This window comes from Cellulosimicrobium funkei (assembly GCF_004519295.1).
Lineage (GTDB): Bacteria > Actinomycetota > Actinomycetes > Actinomycetales > Cellulomonadaceae > Cellulosimicrobium > Cellulosimicrobium funkei.
In genome coordinates this window covers 236,652-257,903 of record NZ_SOZH01000005.1, presented here as the reverse complement: position 1 = coordinate 257,903, position 21,252 = coordinate 236,652, and the positions used below count along the sequence as shown (strand labels likewise).

The following is a 21,252-nucleotide window of genomic DNA, read 5'->3' as shown; positions in this document are numbered from 1 at the left end:
GACGGATGCCCGACAGAAAGTGGTACCCATGAAGAAGCTCACCACGACGCTCCTGGCGCTCACCGCCGCGAGCGCGCTCGTGCTCAGCGGCTGCTCCTCCGAGCGCGGGGGCGACAGCGGTGGCGGCGAGACGTCCGGCGGCGGCGAGTCCGCGGCGGCCGGCTTCGAGGAGGGCGCGACGATCGGTGTCGCGCTGCCGCAGAAGACGTCGGAGAACTGGGTCCTCGCCGAGAGCCTGTTCAACGACGGTCTCGAGGAGGCCGGCTTCAAGCCGATCGTCCAGTTCGCCAACGGCGGCGTCTCCGAGCAGCAGAGCCAGATCGACGCGATGGTCGAGCAGGGCGCGAAGGTGATCATCGTCGGCGCGATCGACGGGTCGCAGCTCGGCACCCAGCTCAAGAACGCCAAGGACAACGGCGCGACCGTCATCGCCTACGACCGTCTCGTGAAGAACACGGACGCCGTGGACGAGTACATCGCGTTCGACAACTTCAAGGTCGGCGAGCTCCAGGGCCAGGCCCTGCTCCAGGGCCTCGAGGAGCGCAAGGGCGAGGCGCCGTACAACGTCGAGCTCATCGCCGGCTCGCCCGACGACGCGAACTCGACGCCGTTCTTCGAGGGCGCCATGAGCGTCCTCCAGCCGAAGATCGACGACGGCACGCTCGTCATCCCGTCGGGCCAGACGTCGTTCGAGCAGGTCGCGACGCAGGGCTGGAAGGCCGAGAACGCCCAGAAGCGCATGGACACGGTGCTCTCGGGCAGCTACTCCGACAAGGAGATCGACGGCGTCCTGTCGCCGAACGACACCCTGGCGCGCGCCGCCCTCACCTCGGCGAAGCAGGCCGGCAAGGAGACCCCGGTCATCACCGGCCAGGACTCCGAGGTCGAGTCCGTGAAGTCGATCGTCGCGGGCGAGCAGTACTCGACGATCTACAAGGACACGCGCAAGCTCGTCGAGGAGTCGATCAACGCGGTCACGGCGCTCCAGGCGGGCGACGAGCCGGAGATCAACGACACCGAGTCGTACGACAACGGCGTGAAGGTCGTCCCGGCCTTCCTGCTCGAGCCCGTCATCGTCACGCAGGAGAACGCCGCCGAGGTCTACGCGGGCGATCCCACCCTGGAGGAGCTCACCAAGTGACCCGTTCGCGCTGAGCGACCGGGAGGCGGCGGCGAACCGGCACGCCGCCGCACGACGGCCCCCGTCACGTCCGAGACGTGGCGGGGGCCGCCGTCGTGCGCGAGAGAGCGGCGGGCGCGCGACGGGGGTGCCGGGCGCGCGCGGCGGCTGCTCAGCGGAAGACGACGGTGCGGTGCCCGTCGAGGAGCACGCGGTGCTCCGCGTGCCAGCGGACGGCGCGCGCGAGCGTCTGGCGCTCGACGTCCTCGCCGATCGCGACGAGGTCCTCGACGCGGCGCGAGTGGTCGACGCGCTCGACGTCCTGCTCGATGATCGGGCCCTCGTCGAGGTCGCCCGTCACGTAGTGGGAGGTCGCGCCGATGAGCTTGACGCCGCGGTCGTGCGCCTGGGCGTACGGGCGCGCGCCCTTGAAGCTCGGCAGGAACGAGTGGTGGATGTTGATGATGCGCCCGGGCATCTCGCGGCACAGCTCGTCCGAGAGGATCTGCATGTACCGGGCGAGCACGACGAGCTCGACGTCGAGCTCGTCGACGAGCTCGCGCAGGCGCGCCTCGGCGACGGCCTTCGTGTCCCGCGTGACGGGCAAGTGGTGGAAGGGCTTGCCGTAGAACGACGCGATGTCCTCGAGGTCGCGGTGGTTGCCGACGACGCCGACGACCTCGATCGGCATGCCCTGCGAGCGCTCGCGGTACAGGAGGTCGACGAGGCAGTGCGGTGCCTTCGAGACCATGAGCAGGGTGCGCACGCGCCGCCCGACGACGTCGAGCCGCCACGTCATGGCGAACCGCGCCGCGACCTCCTCGACGGCCCGCTCGAGCTCGGCGCGCTCCGCGGCGGCCTCGACCTGGACGCGCATGAAGAACAGCCCGGAGAGCGGGTCGCCGAACTGCTGCGACTCGGTGATGTTGCCCCCGAGCCGCGCGAGGGCCCCGGCCACGGCGTGCACGATCCCCGGCCCGTCCGGGCACGAGAGCGTGAGGACCCAGTGCGTGGGTTCGCCGGTGGGGGGCTGCGCGGTGCGGGTCGCCGGGACGTCGGTGACGTCGGCGCCGCGGGGATCTGTCGTGGACACCCCTCAGAGGGTAGCCGCGCCCGCGCCCGGCAGGGGCCGCGTCCTGCTCGCGGACACGACCGGTGGACGTGCCCGGTCCTGGTGCGCGATGTCTGACACGATGTCCCCATGAACGACGCGCAGATCACGACCCGCCTCGTCACCGACGCCGAGGCCGGTGAGCTCCTGACCCTGCGCCGGGCGGCGTTCGTCACCGAGGCGCAGCTCTACCAGGACCCGAACATCCCGCCGCTGACCCAGACGCTCCACGAGCTGCGCGAGGACCTCGCGCGCGAGGACGTCGTGACGATCGGTGCGTGGCTCGGCCCGCGGCTCGTCGGGTCCGTGCGGGTGGAGATCGAGGACAGCAAGGCGACGCTCGGCCGGCTCGCCGTCGCGCCGGACATGCAGGGCCGCGGCATCGGGACCCAGATGCTCTTCGAGGTGCTGCCGTACCTGCCGGAGCAGACGACGGAGATCTGGGTGTTCACGGGCAAGGACTCGAAGCAGAACCTCGCCATGTACACCAAGCACGGCTACGAGGAGCAGTACGACAAGGCGGCGGGCGACCTCACGTACACCTACCTGCGCCGCATCCTCGGCGAGGCCGAGGCGCGCAACGAGTCGGGCGCCGTCGGGCAGGAGTAGCCCGGCACCGCCCGCGGGCCGTGCGCTAGGATCGACGCGTCGCGACTGGCGCCGCCCGGTGGAACTCCGCCCGGGCAGGGTGGATCACCACCGGGGAGCGGCACGCTGTGCAGACGACGGGTCGTTCGCCTGGGCCCCGGGTCACCCCCTGGTGGGGCGTACCCGGCGAGCCGGGAACGTGACTACCGACGACGAACTGCCAGACACCCGCGGAGGAGACGCCATGAGCGCCCAGCCAGCCGACAACGTCCTCGACACCCCGCTCGCCGAGCTCGACCCCGAGATCGCGGCCGTCCTCGACGGGGAGCTCGCGCGCCAGCGCGACACCCTCGAGATGATCGCGTCCGAGAACTTCGTCCCGCGCGCCGTCCTGCAGGCGCAGGGCTCCGTGCTCACCAACAAGTACGCCGAGGGCTACCCGGGCCGCCGCTACTACGGCGGCTGCGAGCAGGTCGACATCGCGGAGAACCTCGCGATCGCCCGTGCCAAGTCGCTGTTCGGCGCGGAGCACGTCAACGTCCAGCCGCACTCGGGCGCCCAGGCGAACGCCGCCGTCCTGCACGCGCTCATCAACAAGGGCGACCGGATCCTCGGCCTCGAGCTGGCGCACGGCGGCCACCTCACGCACGGCATGAAGATCAACTTCTCCGGCAAGCTCTACGACGTCTCCGCCTACGGCGTGGACCCGCAGTCGTACCGCGTCGAGATGGACGAGGTCCGCAAGCAGGCCCTCGAGACCCGCCCCGACGTCATCATCGCCGGCTGGTCCGCGTACCCGCGCCACCTCGACTTCGCGGCGTTCCGCGAGATCGCGGACGAGGCCGGCGCGAAGCTGTGGGTGGACATGGCGCACTTCGCGGGCCTCGTGGCCGCGGACCTGCACCCGTCCCCGGTGCCGTACGCGGACGTCGTGTCCTCCACGGTCCACAAGACGATCGGCGGCCCCCGCTCCGGCTTCATCCTCAGCAAGGAGGAGTACGCCAAGAAGATCGACTCGGCCGTGTTCCCGGGCCAGCAGGGCGGCCCGCTCATGCACGTCGTCGCGGCCAAGGCCGTGTCGTTCAAGGTCGCGGCCACGGACGGCTTCCGCGACCGCCAGGAGCGCACCCTGCGCGGCGCGAGCATCATCGCGGACCGCCTGACCCAGGCCGACGTCGCCGAGGCCGGCGTCTCCGTCCTCACGGGCGGCACCGACGTGCACCTCGTCCTCGTCGACCTGCGCCACTCCGCGCTCGACGGCCAGCAGGCCGAGGACCTCCTGCACGAGGTCGGCATCACCGTGAACCGCAACGCCGTGCCGTTCGACCCGCGCCCGCCGCGCGTCACGTCCGGCCTGCGCATCGGCACGCCGGCGCTCGCGACCCGCGGCTTCGGCGACGCCGAGTTCACCGAGGTCGCCGAGATCATCGCGACCGCGCTGCGCGAGGGTGCCGCGACCGACACCGACGCGCTGCGCGCCCGCGTGCAGAAGCTCACGGCCGACTTCCCGCTGTACCCGGGCCTCCAGCAGTGACCGCGCGGATCCTCGACGGCAAGGCCACCGCCGCCGCGATCAAGGCGGAGCTCAAGGACCGCCTCGCGGTCCTCGCGGAGAAGGGCGTCGTGCCCGGCCTGGGGACGCTCCTCGTCGGCGACGACCCGGGGTCGCAGTGGTACGTCGCGGGCAAGCACCGCGACTGCGCGGAGGTCGGGCTCGCGTCGATCCGGGAGGACCTGCCGGGCGACGCGCCGCAGGAGGAGATCGAGGCCGCCGTCCGACGCCTCAACGAGGACCCGGCCTGCACGGGGTACATCGTGCAGCTCCCGCTCCCGCGGGGCATCGACACGAACCGCGTGCTCGAGCTCATCGACCCGGCCAAGGACGCGGACGGGCTGCACCCGACCAACCTCGGCCGGCTCGTGCTGCGCGTCAACGAGGAGGTCACGTCGCCGCTCCCGTGCACGCCGCGCGGGATCATCGAGCTCGTCGAGCGACACGGCATCTCCCTCGCGGGCAAGGAGGTCGTGGTCGTGGGGCGCGGCGTCACCGTCGGCCGCTCGATCGGCCTGCTGCTCACGCGGCGCGCGGTCAACGCGACCGTGACGCTGACGCACACCGGCACGACCGACCTCCCCGCGCTCGTGCGCCGCGCCGACGTCGTCGTCGCGGCCGCGGGCGTCCGCGGGATCGTCACGCGCGACATGGTGAAGCCCGGCGCCGTCGTCATCGACGTCGGCGTCTCGCGCGAGGTCGACCCCGAGACGGGCAAGAGCCGCGTCGTGGGGGACGCCGCGCCCGACGTCGCCGAGGTCGCCGGCTGGATCTCGCCGAACCCCGGCGGGGTCGGCCCGATGACGCGCGCGATGCTCCTCGCGAACGTCGTCGACGCGGCGGAGCGCGCCTCCGCCTGACGTCCCGAGCGGTCCGGCCCGGCGCCCCGTGCGCCGGGCCGGGCTCCGGACGCGGTGCGGCGAGGACCGTCGGCCGGACGTGGCGGCGACCGTCCGGCCTCAGGTCCCCCCACGGGCCAGGACGAGCATGCGCTCCTCGATCGTCGCGGGCACGGGCTCGACGCGCGCTTCGGTCCCCGTGCCCGCGAGAGCGGTGCGGACGCTCTCGACGCTCGAGTCCGCGACACGCACCGACCGGCCGTCGAGGGTCACCGGAAGCCCCGCGCGGTCGAGCGCGGAGAACGCGGTCGCCCAGTCGTCGGTCCGCACGGCGAGCGCGCGCGTGTCACCGATGATGTCGCGCTCGCTGCCCTGCGCGACGAGCCGTCCCTGCGACATCAGCAGGAGCCGGTCGCACTGCTGCGCCTCCTGCATGTAGTGCGTGGTGACGAGCACACCCACGCCGTGGTCGGACTGCTCCCGGATAGTGTCCCACAGGCGGGCGCGGGCGAGCGCGTCGACGCCGGACGTCGGCTCGTCGAGCAGGACGGCCTCCGGGCGGTGGGACAGGGCCGCCACGAACGCCGCCCGGCGTTGCGTGCCGAGGGGCAGAGCGCCGACGAGGACGTCGGCGTCGCCCGCGAGATCGTCCGGGATCCGCGCGGCACCGGTGCCGTACGTGGCGCCGACGAAGTCGAGGTTCTCCCGCAGCGTCATGTCCGTGTACAGGCCGAGGTTCTGCGGCAGGTAGCCGATGCGACGACGGCGGCCGCGGTTCGGCGGACCGCCGAGCATCTGCACGCTCCCCGCCGTCACCGGCAGGAGCCCGAGCAGCATCCGCATGAGGGTCGTCTTGCCGGCACCGTTCGCCCCGAGCAGTCCCACGACCTCGCCCGCCCCGACCCGCATCGAGACGTCGTCGACGGCGGGGAACGACCCGAATCGGCGCGTCACGCGCCGGGCCACGAGGACGGGGTCGGTCATCCGAGGACCTCCTGGGGTGAGCGCCGCGCGAGGGAGAGCGCGATGACGATGTCCTCCAGGTCGGTCTCCACGACCGGCAGGTCCGGCGGGGCGGCCGCGCCGGGCCAGTACTCGTGCCGCTCCCTGCCGCGACGCCACGACCAGGCCGGGCGCCGCGCGACGCGGCCCCGGGTGACGGTGCCACGGAAGCCGGCACGGACGTCGTCGTACGAGCCCCGGACGAGCACCCGGCCCTCGTCGAGGACGACGAGGTGCCCCGCCCGCTCCGCCTCGTCGAGGTACGTCGTGGACAGGACGACGGCCGCCCCTGAGGCCGCGGCCTGCGAGACGAGCCGCCACAGGTCGACGCGGCTGACGGGGTCGACGCCCGTGCTCGGCTCGTCGAGGACGACGAGCCTCGGCTCGTGCACGACGGCCAGGCAGAACCCGAGCTTGCGGCGCATCCCTCCTGAGAGCCGGGAGGCGAGCCGGTCGGACGCCCCGGTCAGGCCGGCGCCGGCCAGCAGGGTGGCGCGCCGGGACTCCAGCGCCGCCCCGGTGAGCCCGTAGACCCCGCCCACGAAGTCGATGTTCTGCGCCACGGTGAGGGCCGCCCAGCTCCCGGACGAGGCAGGGAGGAACCCCAGCTGCGCCTTCTCCGGGGAGCTGACCTGCCCGGAGTCGGGGACGACCTGCCGCACGAGGGTCCGCAGCAGCGTCGTCTTGCCGGCGCCGTCGCCGCCGACGACCGCGACGACCTGGCCGGCGGGCACCTCCACCGTGACGTCCTGGAGCGCGCGCCGCTCGCCGAAGGACACGCTGACGGACGTGACGCCGTAGGTCATGCCGCGCCCCGCCCGGGCTCGGCTGCCCTGCCGGGAGCGTCCCGGACGCGCCGCTCGGGGGCGAGGTCCCGACGGAACCGCAGGGTCGCTGCCGAGAAGATGACGACAGCCATGACGGCGAGCACGGCGAACGCCCACCACAGGGACCCGAACGTGGCGCCGCGCAGCATGACCCCCTGGGAGATGATCGTGAAGTAGGTGAGGGGCAGGAGATAGCCGATCCACCGCACGCCGGCGGCCATCGCGTCCAGGGGGAAGATCATGCCCGACAGCAGGATCTGCGGCATGAGGACGAAGAACGCGCTCTGGATCGCCTGCCCGGCGGTCTGCGAGATCGTGGAGATGAACACCCCGATGCCCAGGACGACGAAGAGGAAGATCGCGGCCCCGAGGGCGAACGTGAGGACGTTGCCGTTGAACGGCACGTCGAACAGCAGCACCCCGAGCACGGTCACGACGATCATGTCCGCGGCGGCGAGGAGGAAGTACGGCGCGATCTTGCCGAGGATCACGGTGCTCGGCGCGATGGGCATCACGGCGAGCTGTTCCAAGGTGCCCGCCTCGCGCTCGCGCACCAGGCCGATGCTCGTGATGATCGTGCCGATGAAGGTGAGGATCAAGCCGATGATCGCGGGCACCATGACCCACGACGTCTCCAGGTCGGGGTTGTAGAGGACCTCGGTCGTGACGGGCGTCCCGGAGCCGGCGCCCACGCGCGCGAGCTCCGCGAGCGCGGACTGCGCGGCGAACAGGTTGGAGCCGTCCACCAGCGCCTTCGGCGTGCCGGCGCCGGTGACGATCGCGACGTCCACGGCGTTGTCCCGGAGCATGTCGCGCGCGTCGGCCTCGTCGTCGGCCGGCGCGGTCGTCGTGACGTCGAAGAAGCCCGGGAGGGTGCCGGCCACCTGCTCGGCCTGCGGGCCGACCACCGCGGTCTCGACCGTCGAGACGTAGAAGTTCGCGGCGTACCCGAAGATCACGAGCAGGAGCAGGGGCAGCGCGATCAGCAGACCCAGGGTGCGCCGGTCACGGACGAGCTCCCGGAGCTCCTTGACGATCATCGCCCTCATACCGCCGACGGTACGGCGCGAGCGGTGCACGCTCCAGCGCGCCGTCGAGACGCTACTCTGCGCGGGTGACGGAGCGCATCGCGACGACGGCGGCGTACGCCGTGCAGGGCTTCGGGTTCGCGGTGGTGCTCACGAGCATCCCCGGATACAAGGACCGGCTCGGCATGGGCGACGACGTCGTCACGCTCGTCGTGCTGGGCGTGTGCGTCCTCGCCGGCCTGGGCAGCGCGCTGTCGGGCGTCGTGGCGGCCGTCCGCGGCGCGCGTGCCGTGGTCGTCGGCGGCCTGCTGCTCGCCGCGGCGGCGGTGGCGGGGATCGGTCTCGCGACGTCGTGGCCCCTCTTCTTCGGGTCGATCGGCCTCTACGGGCTCGCGCTCGGCGCCGTCGACGCCGCGATGAACATGCTCGGGATCGACGTCGAGCGCGCCCACGGCCGCAGCCTGCTCGCGTCGTTCTACGCCGCGAACGCGGCCGGGGGAGTGCTCGGCGCGCTCGCGGTGTCGGGCGGCGCGCTGGCCGGTCTCGGCCAGCCGCTCGCGCTCCCGCTCGCGGCGCTGCTCGTCGCCGTCGGCGCGGTCTGGCTCGCGCTGCACCTGCCCGACGGCGGCCGTGCCGTCCCGGGTGCCGTCGCCCCGGACGCCGTGGTCCGGGATGCCGTCGTCAGCGATGCCGTGGTCCGAGACGCCGTCGTGCGGGACGCCTCGGCCGGCCCGGGCGCCGTGGCGACGTCCGGACCGGTGACGTGGGTCGCGGCGGGCACGATCGCGCTGCTCGGCGCGGGGATGCTCGCGTTCCCCGTCGCCGACTCCGCGGTGTCGAGCTGGAGCGCGACGTTCCTGCGCGACGTCCTCGCGGCGAGCGCGGCCGCCGCCCCGCTGGGGTACGCGGCGTACCAGGCGGCGCTCATCGTGTCGCGGCTCGTCGGGGACGGTCTCGTCGAGCGTCTCGGCCGGGTCCGGGTCGTGCGGCTGGGCGGCACGCTCGGCGCCCTGGGGTTCGTCGCGGTGGCGGCCGCCCCGGCCTGGCCCGTCGCCGTGCTCGGTCTCGCGGTGACGGGCCTCGGGCTCGGCGTCGTCGCGCCGCTCGCGTTCTCGGCGGTCGGGGACCGGGCCCGGGAGGCGGTCGCGTCGGGCCGGGCGGGAGCGGCGGCGGAGCCCGCCGCCGGGGTCGTGGCGACGGTCACCGACCGGGCGGTCGCGCGGCTCAACGTCTTCACCTACGCGGGCGCCGTGCTCGGCGGCGTCCTCACCGGCGTCTTCGCAACCGCCCACCACCTCCGGGTCGGCTTCGTGGTGCTGGCCGTGCTCGCCGCCGTCTCGGCGGTCCTCGCGAGCGCGTTCCGGCCCGCCCGCGTCGTCGCGGCGCCCGTGAGCGAGGCCACGCCGCCCGCGTGACGCCGGGGCCCGTCGTTGTCGGTGGCGTGTGATGGGATGGCCCGCGTGCTGACCCTCGCCACCGCCAACGTCAACGGAATCCGCGCCGCCTACCGCCGGGGGATGGACGCCTGGATCGCGTCCCGGACGCCCGACGTCCTGCTGCTCCAGGAGGTGCGCGCGCCCGACTCGGTCGTCAACGACCTGCTGGAGGGCTGGCACGTCGCCCACCAGGCGTGCGACATCAAGGGCCGCGCCGGGGTCGCGGTCGCGTCCCGCCTACCGGTGTCCGCGGTCCGCGTCGGCCTCGGGGCCGGCGAGCCCGAGCCGCCGGTCGACACCGGCCGCTGGGTCGAGGCCGACCTGGAGCTGCCCGACGGCGGCCGTCTCACCGTGGTCTCGGCGTACATCCACTCGGGCACCGTGAGCCAGCCGGAGACGATGGTCGCGAAGTACGCCTACCTGGAGAAGGTCACGGCACGCCTGCGGCAGCTCGCGGCCACGGGCGAGAAGGTCGTCCTGGCGGGCGACCTCAACATCGCGCACCGCAACGTCGACATCAAGAACTGGAAGGGCAACCTCAAGAGCGCGGGGTTCCTCCCCGAGGAGCGCGCCTACGTCGACGTGTGGCTGGACCAGGTCGGGCTCGTGGACCTGGGCCGCGTCCACGGCGGCGAGGGCCCGGGCCCGTTCACGTGGTGGTCGTGGCGCGGGCGCGCGTTCGACAACGACTCGGGCTGGCGCATCGACTACCAGCTCGCGACGCCCTCCCTCGCGGAGCGCGCGGTCAAGGTCGAGGTCGACCGCGCGCCGTCGCACGAGGAGCGCTGGAGCGACCACGCGCCCCTCGTCGTCACCTACGACGTCTGAGCCGACCCGGTCAGGCGACCCGCTCGGCGGGCGCGGACGGCGTCGCGAGCAGGAAGCCCGGGGCACCGAGCCCTTCGCGCTCGAACGCGGCGCGCACGGCGTCGGCGACGGCCTCGACCTGGTCGGCGCGCACGAGCGCGATCGCTGAGCCGCCGAACCCGCCGCCGGTCATCCGCGCACCGAGGGCGCCCGCGACGCGCGCGGCGTCGACCGCGACGTCGAGCTCGACGCTCGACACCTCGTAGTCGTCGCGCAGCGACGCGTGCGACGCGTTCATCAGCGACCCGACGGCGTCCGGCCGGCCCTCGCGCAGGAGCGCCACGAACGCGCGGACTCGGCCGATCTCGGTGACGACGTGGCGCACGCGGCGGCGCGCGACGTCGTCGGGCAGCGCGTCGAGCGCCCGGGCGAGCGCGGCCGCCGGGTCGTCGCTCGCGTCGACCGCGTCGGCGAGCTCGCGCAGCGAGCCGATCCCGAGCGTGCGGGCGGCGTCCTCGCACGTGGCGCGGCGCTGCGCGTACTGGCCGTCGACGAGCCGGTGCTCCGCCCGGGTGTCCATGACGAGCAGGGCGAGGCCCGCGGCGTCGAGGTCGAACGGCACCTGCGTGGCGGACTCGACCGGGTCGAGCCCGGGACGGCAGTCGAGGAGGAGCGCGTGACCGGCCTGCGCGCGCAGCGCCGCCGACTGGTCCATGCCGCCCGTGGGCGCGCCCGCGATCTCGTTCTCGGCGCGGACGCTCGCCGTGGCGAGGACGGCGCGGCCCGCGTCGGTCGCCGCGAGGCCGAGCCCGGCGACGTCGTCGAGCGCGACGGCGACCGCGCACTCGAGGGCCGCGGACGACGAGAGCCCGGCGCCGAACGGGACGCTCGAGTCGACGGCCGCGTCGAACCCGGGGACGGCGGCGGGGTCCGCGCCCTGGGCGACGAGGTGTTCGCGCAGCGCCCAGGCCACGCCCGCGACGTACGAGCCCCAGCCGGCGACCTCGCCCGGGCCGACGTCCTCGAGGCGGGCCGTCCACGTCTCGCCGGGCGCCTGCGCGGACGCGAGGCGGACGAGCGAGTCGGTGCGCGGCCGCAGCGCGACGTAGGTGCGGTGGGGCAGCGCGACCGGCAGGCACAGGCCCGCGTTGTAGTCGGTGTGCTCCCCGATGAGGTTGACGCGCCCGGGCGCGGCCCACACGCAGACCTCCTCGCCGGGCTCGTCCGCGCCGAACGCCTCGGCGAGCACGGCACGGGCGCGCGCGGCGCCGTCGTCGTCCGACAGCGCGGGCACCCAGCCCCGGGCGGCGCTCGTCGGGGCGAGCTCCTGGAGGCGTGCGGCGATGCGCTCGGGCGTCGTGTCGCTGATCCACGCACCCATGCCGGACTCCGAGCCCGCGAGGTACTTGAGCTTGCCGGGCGCGCGGAGCACGGAGAACACCTGCAGGTGCAGCCGAGCGAGGGTGACGTCGTCGGTGCCGCCGTCGGCGACCGAGCGGCCCTCGCGGGCCGGGGCCTGGTGCCACGCGGCGATGTACGGCAGGGGGATGGGCTCGCCGTCGGCCGTCTCGAAGAACCGGTCCAGGCGGCGCAGCAGCTCGAGGTAGGCGGTGGCCAGGTCGTCGCGCTCGGCGTCCGTGAGCGCGGGCAGGTCGGGGACGTCGCGCCGTGGCGCGAGGTGGACCTCGACGGGCCAGCGCGCCGCGTAGGGCACGTACGCGACCCAGTGCTCGGTCTCGAGGACCACGCGGCGGCCGTCCGCGAGCTCGGACTCGAGCACGTCGCGCAGCAGGCTGCGGCCGGTGCGACGGTGGTGCTCGCGCGCCTGGTCGAGCAGCGTGCGCGTGCGCGGCGTCACGTACGGGTAGCCGTAGATCTGGCCGTGCGGGTGGTGCAGGGTGACGCCGATCTCCTGACCGCGGTTCTCGAAGCAGAAGACCTGCTCGACCCCGGGCTCGGCGCCGAGAGCGGCGGTGCGGTCGGCCCACGCGTCGATGATCGTGCGGACCCGCTGCTGCGGGAGCGCGCCGAAGGACGTGCGGTGGTCGCTCGAGAAGCACACGACCTCGCACCGGCCCGCCGCCGGGGCGTGCTGCTGGAGCGGCGCGTCCTCGACCACCGCGTCCGGGACGCCCGGCACGCGCTGGAGCGACGGGAAGCGGTTCTCGAAGACCACGACGTCGTAGTCCGTGTCGGGCACCTCGCCGTCCGAGTACGCGCTGCCGGGCCGCGCGGGGCACAGCGGGCACGAGTCCGCGGCGGGCAGGAAGGTCCGGTTCATGCGATGCGCCGCGAGCGGGACCCAGTCGCCGGTGAGCGGGTCCCGACGCATCTCCGGGCCCACGTACGGGTGCGGGGTCCCGTCCGGGCCCGGCACCGGGGCGAAGCGGTCCGGCAGCGGTCGTGGGTCGTCGAGCCGTCGCGTGCGCTCTCCCGAGACGTACGCGGGGGAGTCGTCGAAGTAGACGAGCTCGCGGCCGTCGGCGAGCCGGGTCGAGGTGCGGCGCAGGTGCGGGTTCATGCGTGGGGTGTTCCGATCGCGGTGCGTGGGGAGTGCGGGGAGCGGGGGCCGAGGTCGCCGGTCAGGCGACGACGAGCTGCTCGACGAGGTCCTGGACGCGGGCGCGCTCGTCCTCGGCGAGCCCGGCGTCGGTGACGAGGACGTCCACGTCGGCGAACGTCGCGAAGACGCGCAGGCCCGTGGTGTGCCACTTCGTGTGGTCGGCGAGGACGACGGTGCGCCCGGCGGACTCGATGAGCGCGCGGTTCGTCGCGGCCTCGTCGAGGTTCGGCGTCGTGAGCCCGATCTCCGGGTCGACGCCGTGCGCCCCGACGAACGCGAGGTCGACGCGCAGCCCCGACAGCGCGGCCTCGGCGAGCGGGCCGACGAGCGCGTCGGACGGCGTGCGGCTGCCGCCGGTGAGGATCGTCTCCAGGCGCGGGTCGTTGGCACGGTGCAGGATCTCGGCGACCGGGAGGGAGTTCGTCACGACCGTCAGGGGGCGCAGCGCGGGATCCGCGGCGATGCGGGCGGCGAGCAGGTGCGTCGTCGTGCCGGCGCTCAGCGCGACCGACGCGTTCGCGGTGATGAGGCGGGCGGCGGCCGTCGCGATGGCCTCCTTCTCCGCGGCCTCGCGCGAGCTCTTCGCGGCGAACCCCGGCTCGTGCGCGGTCGTGTGCGGCGCGACGGCGCCGCCGTGCACCTTGCGGACCAGGCCCTGGTCGGCGAGCTCGACGAGGTCGCGCCGGATCGTCATGTCCGACACCCCGAGCTCCCGGGTCAGGTCACCGATGCGGACCGCGCCGTGGTCCCGGATCTCCGCGAGGATGCGCTCCTGGCGCTGTGAGGCGAGCATGCGGACAGTATTGTCCACATCGTCGAGAAATCCAACACGATCGAACACGACCGAACATCGCTCGACCCGGCGACGAGGCCGGGCCGAGCGGGTCAGTAGCGGATCGCGTCGATCACCTTCACGCGCACGGCGACGAGCGCGGGGAGGAGCCCGGCGAGCGCGCCGACCCCGACGGCCGCGAGCATCCCGGTCACGGCGGCCGAGAACGGGAAGCCGGGCGCGTCCTGGACGGCCGAGCCCATGAGCACGTCGAGCGGGACGTTGTGCAGCACGACGACCGCGACCGTCACGCCCAGCACGCCCGCGACGGTCGTCGCGACGACGCTCTCCATCATCACGGAGAAGAAGACGCGCCCCGAGCTCGCGCCGAAGCTGCGGCGGATCCCGATCTCGCGGATCCGGTACCGCACCGTGACGAGCGCGATGTTCACGAGCCCGAGCCCGCCGAGCAGCAGCGCGATCGCGCTCACGCCGAGCACGACCCACCGGATCGCGCCGTCGACGACCGTCGCCGACGGCGAGTCGGACCGGTAGACGTCGGCCTGGACGCCCTCGAGCGCTCCCGCCACGTCGCGGCGCACCGTCTCGACGAGCGCGTCGGACATGTCGTCGGGCACCCACAGCTCGAGCCGGGGCGGCCCCATCATCTCCAGCGACTCGGGCGTGACCCACGTCGACTGGGCGTCGACCAGCGCGTACGCGACCGGGTCCATGTCCGGCCAGTCGTCGGGGAAGGCCCCGACCACGGTCGCGACGACCGGGTTGTCCCCGCCGATCGTCACCGTCGGGTGCTCGGCCACGGTCACGCCGCCGAGCGCGTCGAGGAACGCCTGGTTGACGACGAGCGCGGGCGCGAGACGGTCCGCGTCCGCCTCGGTGAACCAGCGACCCGACGTCACCTGGAAGCGGTGCATCGTGGCCCAGTCGGGCTCCACCCCCGTCGTGGTGATCTCGCGCGTGCCGCCGGGGAACCGCACCGGTGCGGGCGCGTCGCGCAGCATCGAGGAGTAGCCGATGCCGTAGCGGTCGACGATCTCGTCGAACACCTGCTCGTACTCCTCCGCCGCGGGCATGACGCTCCCGCCGTCGCCCGTGGGCCATGCCGAGACCTGGAGCGTCGCGGGGCGACCGCCCCAGCGTTCGTTCTGCTCGGCCGAGACCTGGCGCAGCATCTCCCCGGCGGCCGAGATCGTGGTGATCGCGCAGACCGCGACGGCGACGCCGACGAGCGCGAGCAGCACCCGGACCTTGTGGACGCGCAGCTCGTCCCACGCCTCGAGGAGGGCGCCGACGACGCCGGTCATGCCGTCTCTCCCGCGTCGTGCCCGGTGCCGGCCGAGACGCTGGTCGAGCTGCCCGCCGGACCGCCGACCGAGGCTCCTGCCGGGGTGCGGGCGGCGAGCACCGGGCCGGTCCCGACGAGCGGGCGGGCCACGTGCTCGGCCTGGTGGTCGTGGCTCGTCCCGGGGTCGGTCCCGGGATCGTGGTCGGTGCTCGGCGCGGTGCCGAGCGCCCCGAGGGACCCGGCGCTGCGCGCGCTGATGGAGATCGGGGTGAGCACGCCGTCCGCGAGCCGGAACTGGCGGGCTGCGCGCGACGCGACGGCGAGGTCGTGCGTGATCGCGATGAGCGCGGACCCGTTCTCGCCGGCGATGGCGTCGAGCAGGTCCATGACCTCGCTCCCCGTGTCGACGTCGAGCGCTCCCGTGGGCTCGTCCGCGAGGATGACGCGCGGGACCCGCACGAGCGCACGCGCGATGGCGACGCGCTGCTGCTCGCCGCCGGAGAGCTTCTCCGGGGTCGTGTCGAGCCGGTCGCCGAGGCCGACCCGCTCGAGCATCTGGGCGGCCAGCGAGCGCCGCTGCCAGAACTGCCGTCCGCGCGCGTAGAGCAGCGGGGCGACGACGTTCTCGAGCGCGGTACGGCCCTGCAGCAGGTTGAACTGCTGGAACACGAACCCGAAGTCCGTGCCGCGGCGCCGCGCCCGGGCGCGGCCCGAGAGCCGGCCGATCGGGACGCCGTCGAGCAGGTAGTCCCCGCTCGTCGGGCTGTCGAGGAGGCCGAGGATGTTGAGCAGGGTCGACTTGCCCGTCCCCGAGCGCCCCACGATCGAGACGTGCTCGCCCGCGCCGACCGTGAGGTCGATGCCGCGCAGGATCTCGAGCTCGCGGTCGTCGGGGAGCAGCACCGAGCGGGTGACCCCGCTGAGCTCCAGGAGGCCCATCAGTACGAGGCCTCGCTGTCGTCCGTCATCATCATGTCGTCCATGACCGGCATGACGTCCTGGCCGGGCACGAACTCGAGGACCTCGTCGCCCTCGGCGAGTCCCTCGGTCACCTGGACGACCGCGCCGTCGGTGAGTCCGAGCGTCACGGTGCGCTCCTCGGGCTCGCCCTCCGCGCCGACGACCCACACCTTGCCCTGCTCGACGCGACCGAGGACCGCCGTCACGGGCACCACGAGGGCTCCCTCGACGGATCCCGCGGTGATCTCGAGCTCGGCGGCGAGCCCGGCGAAGACGGTGACGTCGCCCGGGACGGCGCACGTCACGCTCGCGGACGACGCACCGCCGGCCGGGTCGGGTGCGCCCTCCTCGGGCGCGTTCTCGGGGGCGGCGGCGGCGCCCATGCGGAGGTTCGTGCACACGAACGGCGCGGGGCCGCCGGTGACCGTGACGGTCGCCTCGCCGGGGATCTGGAGGAGCCGGAACTGCTGCTCGGCGACCATGCTGGCCGTGACCGAGAGCGTGCCGGGCGAGATGGTCGCGAAGTCGTCGCCGACGGCCACCTCCTGGTCCTTGAGCGCGGTGAACGTGGCGACCGTCCCGCCGATGGTGGCCTCGACGGTCTCGCGCGTGACCTTCGGTCGGCGCTCGGTGACCGTGACCTCGCCCGTCTCGGGGTCGGTCTCGGTGAGGGGCTCGCGGGGCTCCTCGAGGGTGACCTCGAGGAGGGACGCGCCCGCCTGGACCACGTCGCCCGGCTTGGCGAGCACCGCCGTGACCACCCCGCGCTGCGTCACCTTCTGCGGAGCGGCCGGGTCGGCGACGACCTGCCCGGTCAGCTTCACGGTGTTGGTGACGTCTCCTGTGGAGACGGCCACGCGGGGTTCCACGAGCTCGGCCGTGGGGAACGCGGGGTCGGTCGCGGGCTCGGGTGCCGAGCGGAACGCGATCACGGCGAGCAGGGCGGCGATCGCCGCCCAGATGACGATGCGGAGGGCGGGGAAGACGATCCGGCGGGTGATACCCACGTGCGGGCTCCTGGGACGACGGTGGCGGGACGGCGAGCGGGCGCTCCTGGCGGGGCCGACGACGGCCCGGCCCGAGGCTAGGGCGGCGACACGGACGGTGTCGTCATCCCTGGGGAGGAGTTCTGCCGCGGCTTCGTCACTGACGGGTCACCGACCGGTCAGGTCGACGTGACCACGTGGGGCGGGCGTGCGCTCCCGGCGGACAGCAGCGCTCTGCCCGGGCAACGGGGGCGGCGTCGCAGGTCAGGGGTATCGCGCGCGAGATGTGGGCAGGGCGGAGCGGCGGCGATGCCACGACACGATCCCCCTCACCGGCCCGACGGCCGTCCCCCCGGACGAGATGCGGGCGAGACTATACCGTGGCGCGCGGAAAAGACAGGAAAAGGACGGTGAAAGACCGGCTGACGTCCGCAGGCCGCGCGTCAGACGACGGTGACCCCGAGCGACCGCCCCGCGAGCCCGCGGGGCCGGCGCGCGAGACCCGCTGCGACGTCGCGCAGCGCGGCTGCGGCGGGGGAGCCCGGGTCGGAGAGCACGACCGGGGTGCCGCCGTCGCCCGCCTCGCGCAGCGACACGTCGAGCGGCACCTGGCCGAGGAGAGGGACGGTGGTCCCCGTGGCGCGCGACAGGTTCGCCGCGACGCGCTCGCCGCCGCCCGCGCCGAACACCTCGAGGCGCGACCCGTCGGGCTGCTCGAGCCACGACATGTTCTCGACGACGCCGACGACACCCTGTTGGGTCTGCGTCGCGACCGACCCGGCGCGCTCGGCGACCTCCGCGGCGGCGACCTGCGGCGTCGTGACGACGACGATCTCGCTGCCGGGCAGGAGCTGCGCGACCGAGATCGCGATGTCGCCCGTGCCGGGCGGGAGATCGAGGAGCAGCACGTCGAGGTCGCCCCAGAACACGTCCGCGAGGAACTGCTGGAGCGCGCGGTGCAGCATCGGTCCGCGCCACACGACGGGCTGGCCCGGGGGCACGAACATGCCGATCGAGACGACCTTCACGCCGTGCGCGATCGGCGGCAGGAGCATGTTGTCCACGCGCGTGGGCTGCCGGTCGACGCCGAGCATGCGCGGGATGGAGAACCCGTAGATGTCGGCGTCGACGACGCCGACCTCGAGGCCCTGCGCGGCGAGCGCGACCGCGAGGTTCGCGGTGACCGACGACTTGCCCACCCCGCCCTTGCCCGACGCGATCGCGTACACCTTCGTCAGCGACCCGGGCTTGGCGAAGGGGATCTCGGGCTCGCCCACGCCGCCGCGCAGCATCGTGCGCAGCTCGGCGCGCTGCTCCGCGGTCATGACGCCGAGGTCGACCCGGACGTCCGCCACGCCGTCGACCGCGCGCACCGCGGCGTCGACGTCGCGCGCGAGCGTGTCGCGCATCGGGCACGTGGCGACCGTGAGGTCGACGCCCACCGTCACGACGGCGCCCGGCGCGCCGGGCTCGACGTCGACCGAGCGGATCATGCCGAGGTCCGTGACGGGGCGGCGGATCTCGGGGTCCAGGACCGTGGTGAGGGCCTGCCGGACGGCGTGCTCGAGCGGGTCTGCGGCGGGGTCGGGCATGCCCCCATCGTAGGCGCGGCCGGAGCCCGGTCGGCCGGGTCGGAGGTCCCGGACCGGACGTGAGCCCCGTCGCACGACGAGCGCCGCGGATCGGCGCTACCGTGCACGGATGGACGCCCTGGCCTCCCTCGCGCGGGACAGCGAGCTGTTCGGCGACGCCGTGCGCAGCGCCCCGCCCGACGCGCGCGTGCCCGCGTGCCCCGAGTGGACGGGCGCCGACCTGCTCTACCACCTCGCCGAGGTGCAGGACTTCTGGGCGCGCGTCGTCGGCCCGGCTCCCGGGGAGGGGGTCGACGGCGACGAGGTCGAGCCGCTCGCGCGGCCGGCGTCCGACGCCGAGCTGCCCGCGCTGCTCCAGCGCTCGACGAGCCGGCTCGTCGCGGCGCTCACCGGTCGCGACCCCGACGAGCCGTGCTGGTCGTGGCACGACGACGGCCGGCACGTCGGCTGGGTGCTGCGACGCCAGGCGCACGAGGCGCTCGTCCACCGCGCCGACGCGGAGCTCACGGCCGGGCGCGACGTCACGCCCGCCGACCCGGCCGTCGCGGCAGACGGGGTCGACGAGGTGCTGTCCGTCATGGTCGACGGGGTGCCCGGGTGGGGCGTCTTCACGCCCGACGGCGCGACGGTCTCCGTCGTCGTCGACGGGCCGGGGGAGCGGCCGCGGAGCTGGGAGCTCGCGTTCGGCCGCTTCACGGGGACCGGTCCGGAGTCGGGGACGGCGTACGACCTCGACGTCGCCCAGCTCGTCGACCTGCCCGGTTCGACGACGACGCAGGTCTCCGGCCCGGCCTGGGCGCTCGACCTGTGGCTGTGGGGCCGGGGCCCGGCGGACGGGCTCGCCGTCGCGGGTGACCCCGCCCTCGCCGAGCGGCTGCGCCGGGTCGCGGCGGAGGGCACGCAGTAGGGCCCCGAGGTCAGCGGTCGGCGACCTCGTCGTCGGGCTGACGCGCCGCCTTCTCCTCCAGCTCCTCGAGCAGGTTGCGGATCTCGGACCGCACGAAGTCGCGCGTGGCGACCTCGCTCAGCGCGATGCGCAGCGCGGCCATCTCGCGCGCGAGGTACTCGGTGTCCGCGAGGTTGCGCTCCGCGCGCTGGCGGTCCTGCTCGGCGGTGACGCGGTCGCGGTCGTCCTGCCGGTTCTGCGCGAGCAGGATGAGCGGCGCGGCGTACGACGCCTGGAGCGAGAGCATGAGCGTGAGCGCGGTGAACCCGAACTCGGCCGAGTCGAACCGCAGCCCCTCCGGGCCCCACGAGTTCCACGCGATCCACAGCGCGCAGAAGACGGTGAGGTAGACGAGGAACCGCGGGGTGCCGAGGAAGCGCGCGATGCCCTCGGTCGAGCGGCCGACGGCGTCCTGGTCGACCCTGACCCGCGGGAAGAACGTGCGGCGCGCGGTCTTCGGGGTGTCGAGACGGTCAGCCACGGGCCACCCCCGCGGTGCCCGGACGGCCGGGGGTGCCCGCGGTGGGCGTGCGCCCGCTCGCGACGGCCCGGCGCGCGGCCTCGGTGTCCTCGTCGTCGGTCTCGCGCCAGTCGTCGGGCAGCATGTGGTCGAGCACGTCGTCCACGCTGATCGCGCCGAGCAGGCGTTTCTCCGCGTCGAGCACGGGCACGCACAGCAGGTCGTAGGTCGCGAGGATGCGGGTCACGCGCCCGAGCGGCGCGTCGGGCGTGACGCCCTCGACGTCGGAGTCGAGCACCGAGCCGACGGCCGCGTGCGGGGGCTCGCGCAGCAGGCGCTGGAAGTGCGCGACGCCGAGGAACCGGCCCGTGGGCGTCTCGAGCGGCGGGCGCGCGACGAACACCATCGACGCGAGCGCGGGCGCGAGGTCCTTGCGGCGGATCTGCGCGAGCGCGGTCGCGATGGTGGTCTCCGGGCCGAGCACGACCGGGTCGGACGTCATGAGCCCGCCCGCGGTGTCCTCGGCGTATGACAGGAGACGGCGCACGTCGCGCGCCTCGTCGGGCTCCATGAGCTCGAGGAGCTGGGCGGCCTGGGCCTCCGGGAGCTCGTGCAGCAGGTCGGCCGCGTCGTCGGGCTGCATCGCCTCGAGGACGTCGGCGGCGCGGTCCGTGTCGAGCCCGGAGAGGATCGCGACCTGGTCGTCCTCGGGCAGCTCCTCCAGCACGTCGGCGAGCCGCTCGTTGTCGAGCGCGCCCGCGACCTCGAGCCGGCGCGTGTCGCCGAGGTCGTGGATGACGTCGGCGAGGTCGGCGGGCTTGAGGTCGTCGTAGGCGGCGAGGAGCATCGCGGCGCCCTGCGCCTCGGTGCTCCCGGCGAGCCCGGTCACGGCGTCGACGTCGACGACGAGCGCGTCGCCCCGTCGGCGCAGCCCCAGCGTCCCCTTGTGCTGCGCCTGCCGGCGCACGTACAGCTTGGTGACGAGCCAGTCGCCCGTGCGCTGGCGCTCGATCGCGAGGTCCTCGACCGTCGCCGAGCCCGACCCGTCGACGAACTGCACCGTGCGCTCCAGCAGCTCGCTCACGGCGAGCGTCTCCATCGCGCGCTGCTCGAACCGGCGCATGTTGACGAGCCCGGTGGAGATGACCTGGCCCGCGTCGATGCTCGTCACGCGCGTCAGGGGCAGGAAGACCCGACGCCGGCCGGGCACCTCGACGACCAGGCCCACCGCGCGCGGGGCTCCCTTGGGCCGGATGAGCACGACGACGTCCCGCACCCGCCCGACCTGGTCGCCGATGGGGTCGAACACGCTGGTCCCGGCCAGGCGCGCGACGAAGACGGTGGTGGCTGCACTCAC

18 protein-coding genes, 2 pseudogenes and 1 riboswitch are annotated in these 21,252 nt (G+C 74.2%); of the genes and pseudogenes, 7 read left to right on the top strand and 13 right to left on the bottom strand.

Annotation, left to right across the window (positions count from 1 at the left end; translation table 11 throughout):
- The first annotated feature begins 28 nt into the window (after positions 1-28).
- Positions 29-1,141, top strand: a complete 1,113-nt coding sequence (locus E1O70_RS09775; protein ID WP_043652781.1) for a substrate-binding domain-containing protein — start codon at positions 29-31, stop codon at positions 1,139-1,141.
- Between the two features lie 151 nt (positions 1,142-1,292).
- Here the strand turns inward: E1O70_RS09775 and purU are convergent, their stop codons facing one another.
- Positions 1,293-2,213, bottom strand: coding sequence for a formyltetrahydrofolate deformylase (purU, locus tag E1O70_RS09770; RefSeq protein ID WP_061266888.1), 921 nt, complete (start codon positions 2,211-2,213; stop codon positions 1,293-1,295).
- Between the two features lie 108 nt (positions 2,214-2,321).
- Between purU and E1O70_RS09765 the strand changes: the two genes are divergently transcribed.
- From E1O70_RS09765 to E1O70_RS09755, 3 genes are all read left to right on the top strand, one after another.
- Positions 2,322-2,840 (top strand): GNAT family N-acetyltransferase, encoded by a 519-nt coding sequence (locus E1O70_RS09765; protein ID WP_043652776.1) that lies wholly within the window; start codon positions 2,322-2,324, stop codon positions 2,838-2,840.
- Positions 2,841-2,871: 31 nt separating this feature from the next.
- Positions 2,872-2,982, top strand: a riboswitch (ZMP/ZTP riboswitch).
- 81 nt (positions 2,983-3,063) lie between these two features.
- Positions 3,064-4,353 carry a serine hydroxymethyltransferase gene (gene glyA / locus E1O70_RS09760; protein ID WP_061266889.1) on the top strand — a complete coding sequence of 430 codons (1,290 nt, stop codon included), beginning with the start codon at positions 3,064-3,066 and terminating at the stop codon, positions 4,351-4,353.
- Positions 4,350-5,231, top strand: a complete 882-nt coding sequence (locus E1O70_RS09755; RefSeq protein WP_061266890.1) for a bifunctional methylenetetrahydrofolate dehydrogenase/methenyltetrahydrofolate cyclohydrolase — start codon at positions 4,350-4,352, stop codon at positions 5,229-5,231. Before glyA ends, E1O70_RS09755 begins: the two co-directional genes overlap by 4 nt.
- 99 nt (positions 5,232-5,330) lie before the next feature.
- On the opposite strand, the gene E1O70_RS09750 is transcribed toward E1O70_RS09755, so the two are convergent.
- The 3 genes from E1O70_RS09750 to E1O70_RS09740 are packed head-to-tail and all read right to left on the bottom strand — an operon-like array spanning position 5,331 to position 8,088.
- Positions 5,331-6,194 (bottom strand): ABC transporter ATP-binding protein, encoded by an 864-nt coding sequence (locus tag E1O70_RS09750; protein WP_061266891.1) that lies wholly within the window; start codon positions 6,192-6,194, stop codon positions 5,331-5,333.
- On the bottom strand, positions 6,191-7,018 hold the full coding sequence (locus tag E1O70_RS09745) for an ABC transporter ATP-binding protein (protein WP_061266892.1): 828 nt from the start codon (positions 7,016-7,018) through the stop codon (positions 6,191-6,193). Before E1O70_RS09745 ends, E1O70_RS09750 begins: the two co-directional genes overlap by 4 nt.
- Positions 7,015-8,088, bottom strand: coding sequence for an ABC transporter permease (locus tag E1O70_RS09740; protein ID WP_061266893.1), 1,074 nt, complete (start codon positions 8,086-8,088; stop codon positions 7,015-7,017). The genes E1O70_RS09745 and E1O70_RS09740 overlap by 4 nt, the downstream gene beginning before the upstream one ends.
- Positions 8,089-8,153: 65 nt before the next feature.
- On the opposite strand from E1O70_RS09740, the gene E1O70_RS09735 reads away from it, so the two are divergent.
- Complete coding sequence (locus tag E1O70_RS09735; protein WP_061266894.1) at positions 8,154-9,482, top strand: MFS transporter; 1,329 nt, start codon at positions 8,154-8,156, stop codon at positions 9,480-9,482.
- A 45-nt stretch (positions 9,483-9,527) separates the two neighbouring features.
- Positions 9,528-10,331 (top strand): exodeoxyribonuclease III, encoded by an 804-nt coding sequence (locus tag E1O70_RS09730; RefSeq protein WP_082774244.1) that lies wholly within the window; start codon positions 9,528-9,530, stop codon positions 10,329-10,331.
- A gap of 10 nt (positions 10,332-10,341) precedes the next feature.
- Here the strand turns inward: E1O70_RS09730 and galK are convergent.
- From galK to E1O70_RS09700, 7 genes and pseudogenes are all read right to left on the bottom strand, one after another.
- Positions 10,342-11,538, bottom strand: a pseudogene (gene galK, locus E1O70_RS20115) (galactokinase); the annotation flags it as partial.
- A gap of 90 nt (positions 11,539-11,628) precedes the next feature.
- Positions 11,629-12,831 (bottom strand): annotated as a pseudogene (gene galT, locus E1O70_RS20415) (galactose-1-phosphate uridylyltransferase); the annotation flags it as partial.
- Positions 12,832-12,892: 61 nt separating this feature from the next.
- Positions 12,893-13,666 carry a DeoR/GlpR family DNA-binding transcription regulator gene (locus tag E1O70_RS09720; protein ID WP_031315539.1) on the bottom strand — a complete coding sequence of 258 codons (774 nt, stop codon included), beginning with the start codon at positions 13,664-13,666 and terminating at the stop codon, positions 12,893-12,895.
- 92 nt (positions 13,667-13,758) lie between these two features.
- Positions 13,759-14,970, bottom strand: coding sequence for an ABC transporter permease (locus E1O70_RS09715; RefSeq protein ID WP_061266896.1), 1,212 nt, complete (start codon positions 14,968-14,970; stop codon positions 13,759-13,761).
- A complete protein-coding gene (locus E1O70_RS09710; RefSeq protein ID WP_082774238.1) occupies positions 14,967-15,890 on the bottom strand; it encodes an ABC transporter ATP-binding protein in 924 nt (307 codons plus the stop codon). Before E1O70_RS09710 ends, E1O70_RS09715 begins: the two co-directional genes overlap by 4 nt.
- Positions 15,890-16,918 carry an efflux RND transporter periplasmic adaptor subunit gene (locus E1O70_RS09705; RefSeq protein ID WP_061266897.1) on the bottom strand — a complete coding sequence of 343 codons (1,029 nt, stop codon included), beginning with the start codon at positions 16,916-16,918 and terminating at the stop codon, positions 15,890-15,892. Before E1O70_RS09705 ends, E1O70_RS09710 begins: the two co-directional genes overlap by 1 nt.
- Before the next feature lie 422 nt (positions 16,919-17,340).
- A complete protein-coding gene (locus E1O70_RS09700; RefSeq protein ID WP_043652757.1) occupies positions 17,341-18,489 on the bottom strand; it encodes an Mrp/NBP35 family ATP-binding protein in 1,149 nt (382 codons plus the stop codon).
- 109 nt (positions 18,490-18,598) lie between these two features.
- On the opposite strand from E1O70_RS09700, the gene E1O70_RS09695 reads away from it, so the two are divergent.
- Positions 18,599-19,396: a maleylpyruvate isomerase N-terminal domain-containing protein gene (locus E1O70_RS09695; RefSeq protein ID WP_051027752.1), complete on the top strand. Its 798-nt coding sequence runs from the start codon at positions 18,599-18,601 to the stop codon at positions 19,394-19,396.
- 10 nt (positions 19,397-19,406) lie between these two features.
- Here E1O70_RS09695 and E1O70_RS09690 read toward each other — a convergent pair whose 3' ends face one another.
- Together E1O70_RS09690 and E1O70_RS09685 are read right to left on the bottom strand one after the other, a co-directional pair.
- Positions 19,407-19,916, bottom strand: coding sequence for a DUF1003 domain-containing protein (locus E1O70_RS09690; protein ID WP_034655412.1), 510 nt, complete (start codon positions 19,914-19,916; stop codon positions 19,407-19,409).
- The gene (locus tag E1O70_RS09685; RefSeq protein ID WP_051027750.1) at positions 19,909-21,252 is read right to left on the bottom strand and encodes a magnesium transporter MgtE N-terminal domain-containing protein; all 1,344 of its coding nucleotides are present in this window, start codon (positions 21,250-21,252) and stop codon (positions 19,909-19,911) included. The genes E1O70_RS09690 and E1O70_RS09685 overlap by 8 nt, the downstream gene beginning before the upstream one ends.

Excerpts from the sequence above, each read along its gene's own strand:
- E1O70_RS09775 (WP_043652781.1), top strand. The coding sequence starts at position 29 with ATGAAGAAGCTCACCACGACGCTCCTGGCGCTCACCGCCGCGAGCGCG.
- E1O70_RS09765 (WP_043652776.1), top strand. The coding sequence starts at position 2,322 with ATGAACGACGCGCAGATCACGACCCGCCTCGTCACCGACGCCGAGGCC.
- glyA (WP_061266889.1), top strand. The coding sequence starts at position 3,064 with ATGAGCGCCCAGCCAGCCGACAACGTCCTCGACACCCCGCTCGCCGAG.
- E1O70_RS09750 (WP_061266891.1), bottom strand. The coding sequence starts at position 6,194 with ATGACCGACCCCGTCCTCGTGGCCCGGCGCGTGACGCGCCGATTCGGG.
- E1O70_RS09745 (WP_061266892.1), bottom strand. The coding sequence starts at position 7,018 with ATGACCTACGGCGTCACGTCCGTCAGCGTGTCCTTCGGCGAGCGGCGC.
- E1O70_RS09740 (WP_061266893.1), bottom strand. The coding sequence starts at position 8,088 with ATGAGGGCGATGATCGTCAAGGAGCTCCGGGAGCTCGTCCGTGACCGG.
- E1O70_RS09720 (WP_031315539.1), bottom strand. The coding sequence starts at position 13,666 with ATGCTCGCCTCACAGCGCCAGGAGCGCATCCTCGCGGAGATCCGGGAC.
- E1O70_RS09715 (WP_061266896.1), bottom strand. The coding sequence starts at position 14,970 with ATGACCGGCGTCGTCGGCGCCCTCCTCGAGGCGTGGGACGAGCTGCGC.
- E1O70_RS09710 (WP_082774238.1), bottom strand. The coding sequence starts at position 15,890 with ATGGGCCTCCTGGAGCTCAGCGGGGTCACCCGCTCGGTGCTGCTCCCC.
- E1O70_RS09700 (WP_043652757.1), bottom strand. The coding sequence starts at position 18,489 with ATGCCCGACCCCGCCGCAGACCCGCTCGAGCACGCCGTCCGGCAGGCC.
- E1O70_RS09695 (WP_051027752.1), top strand. The coding sequence starts at position 18,599 with ATGGACGCCCTGGCCTCCCTCGCGCGGGACAGCGAGCTGTTCGGCGAC.